Source organism: Parasediminibacterium paludis (assembly GCF_042651445.1).
GTDB lineage: Bacteria > Bacteroidota > Bacteroidia > Chitinophagales > Chitinophagaceae > Parasediminibacterium > Parasediminibacterium paludis.
The window spans coordinates 54,105-60,680 of sequence record NZ_JBHSDC010000016.1 but is presented as its reverse complement, the minus strand read 5'-3'; the positions used below and the strand labels follow the sequence as shown (position 1 = coordinate 60,680).

Annotated in this window: 4 protein-coding genes; 3 read left to right on the top strand and 1 reads right to left on the bottom strand. The window is 36.7% G+C overall.

Translation table 11 applies throughout. The features are described 5' to 3' along the window. Positions 1–955: 955 nt before the first annotated feature. Complete coding sequence (locus tag ACFOW1_RS09160; protein WP_379013764.1) at positions 956–3,106, bottom strand: S9 family peptidase; 2,151 nt, start codon at positions 3,104–3,106, stop codon at positions 956–958. 126 nt (positions 3,107–3,232) lie between these two features. On the opposite strand from ACFOW1_RS09160, the gene ACFOW1_RS09155 reads away from it, so the two are divergent. The 3 genes from ACFOW1_RS09155 (at position 3,233) to ACFOW1_RS09145 (ending at position 6,446) form a co-directional block, all read left to right on the top strand. After that, positions 3,233–4,267 (top strand): 2-oxoacid:ferredoxin oxidoreductase subunit beta, encoded by a 1,035-nt coding sequence (locus tag ACFOW1_RS09155; RefSeq protein WP_379013763.1) that lies wholly within the window; start codon positions 3,233–3,235, stop codon positions 4,265–4,267. 132 nt (positions 4,268–4,399) lie between these two features. After that, positions 4,400–5,206, top strand: coding sequence for an N-acetylmuramoyl-L-alanine amidase (locus ACFOW1_RS09150; RefSeq protein WP_379013761.1), 807 nt, complete (start codon positions 4,400–4,402; stop codon positions 5,204–5,206). 73 nt (positions 5,207–5,279) lie between these two features. After that, complete coding sequence (locus ACFOW1_RS09145; RefSeq protein WP_379013760.1) at positions 5,280–6,446, top strand: trans-sulfuration enzyme family protein; 1,167 nt, start codon at positions 5,280–5,282, stop codon at positions 6,444–6,446. Positions 6,447–6,576: the final 130 nt, after the last annotated feature.

Genomic DNA, 6,576 nt, shown 5'->3' with positions numbered 1-6,576 from the left:
GCAACATTATTAGAAATTGTGTTAGTGCTGCTCGTGCCACCTACATTGACCGTAGAGGCTGTTTGTGCAAAAGCGAATTGCGCCGCACATGTTAAAAACAGCGATAAAAACGCTGCAGAAAAGAGCTTAGTAGAAGGTTTAGGCATGGTATGATTTTTAAAAGGATATAATGGTTTCGCTAAGTAAAGGACTGTTATACTTTTTCGAACCAATACTATATACTTGGCGTATAACGCTAATTATAAGTATTTATTATTCTGATTTAAGAGTCTAATGAGACTTTTGTCAAAATTTCTTGAAAGTTATTAACAATTTTTTAGAAGTTCTAATGCAACCTAAACAATTTTTTCAATCTTCCAAAAAAATATTAACACATCGTGGTAGATACCCCTAGGTCAAGGGATCTGCATCTTCAAAAGACTAACTTGCTTATCACTGTCTCTCAACGGTATAATTTCTTGATCATCAAACTTTTTACGTAACTTTTTTTATTGCTGTAAATAGTACCTACAATCATCAAAAAATACTGTCTACTAGCATTTAATGGAAAGCAATTTTTGTTAAAAATTACCAATTATTCCCTTAGATGAACGATAAATACTCAATAATTGACCTTTTTTATTCAGATACCAACGTTTTAGCAATAAATCTATTTAGCCTTTTATTGAGTTTTATAATTTTTGATTTAGAAAACAAAAGAGCATATTTAATAACATCTTAACCCACCCAATATTTTAGGATTATTCTAAAATTGAAGCATTTTCTTTTAGCTGAGAATTCCATAGTAGCTAAAGCTTTTACAATTATTCTTGCAAGCGTTAGTGGTAATTGAAGGTCGTAAAACAATCCTAGAAAATAAGTAAAGCAAGTTTTATTAAAAGAACTATTCTTGGCCAAGAATTAGAGGCAAGTGAACTTCACCTGCCCTAATCAATTAATTTATTTCTGCTTGATATTAATGCAACCAACGCTCAAAAAACTCATAGGTTCTTAACATTTGATCTATCCTTTGGCGATTGTTACCACTTCTAGTAAGTTCGTGTGTACCACCTGAATGACGTACATACTCTACTGGTCTACCCAATACTTTAAGGCTTTTATACAACATTTCGCCTTGAATAACACCAGTACGCAAGTCGTTTTCACCATGAAAAATAATATAAGGGGTTATAATATCATTTACATAAGTAATAGGACTTTCGTGTTGCAATATGGGTTTTACCTTTTCTTCCCAAGGGTAACCGCCAAAGTAATTAGGAACTAGGCGCCATGCGTTGCCTTCACCAAAAAAAGTACCTAAATCATACACACCTCGTTGGCTGCAAGCTGCTTTAAAACGGTGGTCGTGTGCAATAATCCAACTTACCAAATACCCTGCATATGAGCCACCTGTAACTAATAACTTGCTTGTATCTGCCCAGCCTTCAGCTACAGTTTTGTCTAATGCAGTGAGTACATCGCTAGTAGGGCCAGCACCCCAATCGTTAATATTATCTTTTAAAAAGCTAGTACCATAGCCACCACTACCACGTGGGTTACTATAAACTACGCCATAGCCTTGAGAACAGAAATACTGAAATTCATGCCACATACTTGCTTCACCTGGCCCCCACATAGCGGTAGGTCCGCCATGAATTTCTAATAGTAGAGGATACTTTTTGCCTGCTTGGTAGTTAGTTGGTTTCATTACCCAATACTCTACTGTCATGCCGTGGCTATTGGTAAATATGTGTTTTTCAGGGAAGCTAAGCTGTTTGGTTTGTAACCAACCACTATTAAAATCTGATAGTTGAACCGTATTAGCACCAGAAATATCACTGACAAATACTTCACTTGGGTTGCTGACATTGTTTTTACTATACACAATTTTATTAGCAGCAACAGCAAAACTGCCAATGCCACTATTGCTATCTGTAATGGCTGTTAGCTTTTGCGTAGTTACGTCAGCCTTGTACAACACTACGCCGCCATTAGTTTGCACAGTAAAATATAAGTATTGTTCACCAGGTGACCATGTGATATTACTCTTATTTCTATCGAGTACAAGCTCCTTTTTTTGCTGTTCGCTACCTGCAATTGGCATAATAGCTAAAGATGGTATATTAATAAAATCGGTAGTCCCGTATTGGTAAGCCATCCATTTGCCGCTAGGCGAAATACTAGCACTGTTATAACTCATCTTTTTTTGCCCCAATAATTTTGTAAAACCAGTGCCATCGGTATTTATGAGATAAATTTGGGTTTCAAGTGCTCTATCGGGATGTTGTGTATCATCAACTTTTGCATCTAGCAAAATACGATTGCTATTAGGTACAAACTGTGCGTTGCTAAAGCTATAAAAACCATGTGTTATTGCTTTTACAGTTGCGTTTGGCTCTGCATTGGTTATGAAATAATGGGTAAAATTCATTTCAGCAGAAGTGGTACTTTCTTCTTGAAAATTGAGTTTATCTATTACTTTGGCTTTTTTATCTACTACGTTGCTTTCTAGATAGGCGCGAATTTCTTGCATATTACCATCAGGATTTGGCTTGGCTGTAATGGGCAATAATTCTGTATTATTTACAAACCCTGGTTTCTCGTACGGCCATTGCGGTAAGCTATGCGAGGGATTAAGCATAGTATCTTTTAATAAATCTTTTAAGGAAATGTTGGCAGAAAATAGTATTTGCTTGCCGTCAGCACTCCACTTCGGTGTAGAAGCGCCATAAACAAATTTGGTGAGTTGCTGCGGCTCGCCACCATCTAGCGGCAATAAAAATATTTGTGGCTTACCATCTACAGCGCGCACAAAAGCTAGTTGCTTACCATTTGGGCTAAAAGCAGCCTGACTTGCTGGCTCTTTGGTAGTTAATGCTTTGGGGGCTGCACTTCCGTCAGTAGGTACAATATAAATATGGCTTACATATTTATAATCCCACTTGCTATCTGCTTCAGACTCTATGGTGGTAAGCGTCAATGCAGCTTTGCTGCCATCACTACTTAATGTAATACTACTTGCGGTTTTAACTTTTAACAAATCAGTGACTTTGATGCCGTCCTTGCCTTGTGCAAACAATAATACTGCCCAAAAACAAGCAGCTAGTAAAGTAAACAATTGCTTCATATATGTGTTTTAATGGTTGAAAATTACAGCTTAACAGTTTACCATTTCCATAAAATTTATTAGCGAACTTAAATGGTAGACCATTTTTCAGTTGGTTGATGGTTCACATTCAAATACTTTTGCAGCATGAGTACAGATACATTAACAGCGCCAATCCTCACAGCAAAAGATTTTGCAACGGATCAAGAAGTGCGTTGGTGCCCTGGATGTGGTGACTATTCTATACTAGCCCAGGTACAAAAAGTAATGCCATCAATTGGCGTTCCAAAAGAAAATATTGTAATAATTAGTGGCATTGGTTGTAGTAGTCGCTTTCCCTATTATATGAACACATTTGGTATGCACTCTATTCATGGCCGTGCAACTGCTGTAGCTAGCGGACTTAAAGCTACACGACCAGAATTAAGTGTATGGATAGTAACGGGTGATGGTGATGGCTTAAGCATTGGTGGTAACCATACTATTCATTTGCTACGCAGAAACTTTGATGTAAATATATTATTATTTAATAATCAGATATATGGTTTAACCAAGGGGCAATATTCACCTACGTCGGAAGAAAATAAGATTACGAAAAGTACACCCGTAGGCAGCATTGACCATCCATTTAACCCAATGGCTTTGGCAATGGGTGCAGATGCGACGTTTATTGCACGCAGTATGGATCGTGATCCTAAGCATTTACAAGCGATGCTTACAAGAAGCCACCAACATAAAGGCGCTTCATTCTTAGAAATATATCAAAACTGCAACATATTTAACGATGGCGCATTTGAGATTTTTACTGAAAAAGGCTCAAAATTAAATGAAGTTATTTTCTTAGAACATGGTCAGCCATTGGTTTTTGGAGCAGTTAAAAATAAAGGTATAAAGCTAGATGGCTTACGCCCTGTAATTGTAGACCTAGAAGAAGCTGCTAGCACTGATGACCTTTGGATACATGATGAAAATGATTTTTACAAAGCACAAATATTAGTGCGCATGTTTGACGACCCAAGAGTTGAAGGACATTTTCCTAGACCATTTGGCGTGTTTTATGCGACCGAAAGAGCTTGCTACGAAGATGTGATGCGCTTACAAATAGAAGAAACCATCGCTACTAAAGGCAAAGGCAACTTAGATGCATTGTTACGTGGAAAGGAAGTTTGGGAAATTGCATAAATTTTAAAAAGAACTACTATATCAAAAGGCTACTTCAAAAAGTAGCCTTTTTTATTGAGATACTATGTTATATGCAAATGGTAATAGCTATTGACTTGTAAATGCTTAATTTGCCCCAACTAATTTACCACTATGCTTAAACAAAACTTACCATTACTGCTTCTGTTCTTGTTTGTTTTTGGCTGCTCAAAATCGCCTTACCGCACGACAAATAAAGTATATAAAGATCAGGCGAAAGCTTTTGCTAATATGCTTAAACAATATCCTTTAACAGACAGTGCATTTGGCAATATTGACTTTGTAGGTACTACCAACTTTGGTATGCGCAAGCCAAATTTTGTTGTTATTCATCATACGGCGCAAAATAGTTGCGAACAAACGCTTAAAACCTTTACCACCAAAGCTTCACAAGTAAGTGCGCATTATGTAATTTGTAAAGATGGTACAGTACACCATATGCTCAACGATTATTTGAGGGCTTACCATGCAGGCGTGAGCAAATGGGGCAATACTGTAGATTTAAACTCAGCTTCGATTGGTATAGAAATAGACAATAATGGCTTTGAAAAATTTACCGATGAGCAAATTAATAGCTTGCTTACATTGTTGGGCAATTTGAAAAAAGCCTACAATATTCCAACTGCAAATTTTATTGGTCATAGTGACATTGCACCTACTCGCAAAGTAGACCCCAATATTTATTTTCCATGGAAAATGCTTGCGCAAAAAGGCTTTGGGCTTTGGCCAGATGAAATCATTAATAGTAAAGTTGACAGTAACTTTAATCATTTGCAAGCTTTACGTATTATTGGTTACGATATAAAAGATACTAGCGCTGCCATACGTGCTTTTAAGCGACACTTTATGCAAGATTCTACTAAGAAAATTAATGAAGCAGATAAGCTGACTTTGCAAAATTTGTACAAAAAATATATGTAAAACAATCCATAGTCAACAGACCTTAGACGATAGAAAAAGCCTGCAATTTGTAACTAGCAACAAGAAACTATTTATGGATTTATCATACATCATCAATGAATATGCTGAAGGCAGAGAAAACTATTTTAATGCCGTAGCACCACCTATTATTCAAACCTCAAATTTTGCTTTTAAAACGGTAGATGCACTACGCAAAAGCTTTGAAGATGAATACAGTACTTATTTGTACAGCCGTGGCTTAAACCCAACGGTTGATATGCTGCGCAAAAAACTAGCAGCACTTGATGGTGCAGAAGATTGCTTAGTATTTAACAGTGGGGCGGCCGCCATTTTTGCCTCTGTATTAGCCAATGTAAAAAGTGGTAGCCATATTATTTCTGTAAAAAATCCATACACATGGGCCAAAAAATTATTTGAAATAATACTACCAAAGTTTGGTGTAACACATACCTATGTAGATGGTACTGATACAGAAAATTTTGCCAATGCTATTACACCAAACACAGCTATTATTTATCTTGAAAGCCCAAACAGTTTTACCTATGAACTGCAAGATTTGCAAGCCATTGCAGCACTTGCCAAGCAACATTACATAGTAACTATTATCGATAATAGCTACTGCACACCCATTTACCAAAAGCCAATTACGTTAGGTATAGATTTAGCGCTTCAATCTGCCACTAAATATATTAGTGGTCATAGCGACGTAGTAGCAGGTGTGCTAAGCGGTAGCAAGGCAATGATAGAACGCATTTTTAATAGTGAATATAACACCATTGGCAGCGGTATTCAGCCTTTTAATGCTTGGTTGCTTTTAAGAGGTTTGCGTACGTTACCTATGCGCTTAGAGCGCATTACCAACACTACCAAAACGGTTATCGCTTATTTAGAGCAACATCCATTAGTAGAAGAGGTATTATTCCCATTATCGCCAAATTTTCCGCAATACGAGCTTGCTAGGCAACAAATGACGGGCGGTTGCGGCCTACTCACATTTACTATAAAAGCAAATACGATACAGCAGATTGAAACTTTTTGCGACAATTTACAACATATACTCATGGCTGTTAGCTGGGGAGGCTACGAAAGTTTAATTATACCAAAATGTGCTGGATTACCACAAGCAAGTTTTAACGCCGAAGATAAAAGCCATAGAATGTTGCGCTTATATGTAGGATTAGAAGATGCTGATTATATCATCAAAGATTTAGACCAAGCATTTAAAATTATCAACCTATAATATAGTAAGTTGTCGTGGCCTTCTACAATGAAATGGTAGTATTAATTATATTTTTCTAATGCCAATTTATCTATGTGGTGAGCCATAAAAAACAACTTTTGCCACATCAATGCCTTTCCGTTATTTTGTT

What these genes read in the sequence shown, in the direction of transcription:
- ACFOW1_RS09160 (WP_379013764.1), bottom strand. Translation starts at nt 3,106, where the DNA reads ATGAAGCAATTGTTTACTTTACTAGCTGCTTGTTTTTGGGCAGTATTA.
- ACFOW1_RS09155 (WP_379013763.1), top strand. Translation starts at nt 3,233, where the DNA reads ATGAGTACAGATACATTAACAGCGCCAATCCTCACAGCAAAAGATTTT.
- ACFOW1_RS09150 (WP_379013761.1), top strand. Translation starts at nt 4,400, where the DNA reads ATGCTTAAACAAAACTTACCATTACTGCTTCTGTTCTTGTTTGTTTTT.
- ACFOW1_RS09145 (WP_379013760.1), top strand. Translation starts at nt 5,280, where the DNA reads ATGGATTTATCATACATCATCAATGAATATGCTGAAGGCAGAGAAAAC.